The 1,895-nt window shown below is 76.8% G+C and carries 2 pseudogenes; both read left to right on the forward strand.

The features are described 5' to 3' along the window. Positions 1 to 193 (forward strand): annotated as a pseudogene (locus tag MCBG_RS32275) (hypothetical protein); the annotation flags it as partial. Beyond that, a pseudogene (locus tag MCBG_RS32850) lies at positions 190 to 1,895 on the forward strand (DUF5682 family protein); the annotation flags it as partial. The pseudogenes MCBG_RS32275 and MCBG_RS32850, both read left to right, overlap by 4 nt.

Raw genomic sequence — 1,895 nt, forward strand, 5'->3', positions numbered from 1 at the left:
GTCGGGCTGCGCGGCTGGTCTGCGCGCGAGCCCGCGACGCCGCCGACCTGGTCGCCTGCCTGGCCGCACCGCCGCGAAAGACGACGCGGAGGACCTGGCCCGGCTGCGTCGCTACCTGGAACAGCAGGTGTCCCGCCGCTCCGGCGCGCAGTGGCGGGCGGTGCACGACGCCCGGCACCTGCTGCCCGGGTGAGCACCGTCGAGGCGCCCGGCGGCGTCACCTTCCTCGGCGTCCGGCATCACAGCCCGGCCTGCGCCCGGCTGGTCGCGGCCACGGTGGCGCGGCTGCGCCCGGCGTACGTGCTGGTGGAGGGGCCGGCGGACCTGAACGGGCGGATGGACGAGTTGCTGGGAGACCACGAAGCTGCCGATCGCCGTGTTCACCGCGCACCGCGACGGCAACCGGCGGCACGTCTCCTGGAGCCCGTTCTGCGCGTACTCGCCGGAGTGGGTGGCGCTGACCGCCGGACGTGAGGTGGGCGCGCAGCTGCGCTTCATCGACCTGCCCGCGTGGCATCCCGCGCTGTCCGGCCGCGCCAACCGGTACGCCGACGCCGACCAGCGGTACGCCGAGGCGGTGCGCCGGCTCTGCGCCACCCTCGCCGTGGACAACGTGGACGCGCTCTGGGACCACCTGTTCGAGATCGGCCCGGACGACGGGCTGGCCGAGCGCCTCGACACGTACTTCGACGTGCTGCGCGGCGAGTCGGCGGCCGGGGCGGACGACACCGCCCGCGAGTCGTACATGGCCCGCTGGGTACGCGCCGCCCGCCGCCGGGCCGCCGGCCGCCCGGTGCTGGTGGTGACCGGTGGCTTCCACCGTCCCGCCCTGGTCCGGCTCACCGCCGGGGCGGGGGACGACGGACCGGAGGACGAGGACTGGCCGGAGGTGCCCGCCCCGGCTCCGGAAGCGGTGGCGGGCAGCTACCTCGTGCCGTACTCGTTCCGGCGCCTCGACGCGTTCGTCGGCTACCAGTCCGGGATGCCGTCCCCGGCGTACTACCAGCGGGTCTGGGAGGACGGCCCGCGCCGGGCCGCGGAGGCGCTCACCGAGGCGGTCGCGGCCCGGCTGCGTGCCCGGCGGCAGCCCGTCTCCACCGCCGACCTGGTCGCCGCCCGGACCATGGCCGGCGGCCTGGCCCGGCTGCGCGGCCACGCCCACCCGGGCCGGGTCGACGTGCTCGACGCTCTGGTGTCCGCGCTGGTCACCGACGCGCTCGACCAGCCGCTGCCGTGGGCGACCCGGGGCACCCTCGCGCCCGGCGCGCACCCGGTGGTGGTGGAGATGGTCGCAGCGCTCAGCGGCGACCAGGTCGGCCGCCTGCACCCGGACACGCCACTTCCGCCGCTCGTGCACGACGTCGACGCCGAGCTGGCACGGCACCGGATCGATCCGCAGGAGACGGTCGAGCTGGACCTGACAGTCTCCGGCGACCTGGCCCGCAGCCGCCTGCTGCACCGGCTGCGGCTGCTCGACGTACCCGGTCACAGCCGCGAGAGCGGCCCCCGGGTGGGCGCGGACGCGCTGCTCACCGAACGCTGGACGCCCGCGCCGTCGGCGGACCGGCTCGCCCGGGTGATCGAGGCCGGTGGGTACGGGCCGACCGTCACCGACGCCGTCACCGCCCGGATCGAGGAGCGGATGACGCTGCTCGGCGCCGACGTCGACGCGCTCGCCACGACGCTGTTCGACACCGCGCTGGCCGGGCTGACCGAGCACTCCACCCGCACGCTCACCGCGATCACCCGCGCCACCGGCACCGTCACCGACCTGCGGGCGCTGGGCCGGGCGCTCGCCGTCGCGCTGGCGCTGTGGCGGCACGACCGGCTCCTCGGCAGCGCCGGAACCGCACCGCTGGGCGCGCTGATCACCGCCGCCGTACGCCGGGCGCTCT

This window comes from Micromonospora sp. M42, assembly GCF_000568915.1.
In the GTDB taxonomy this organism is placed as follows: domain Bacteria; phylum Actinomycetota; class Actinomycetes; order Mycobacteriales; family Micromonosporaceae; genus Micromonospora; species Micromonospora chalcea.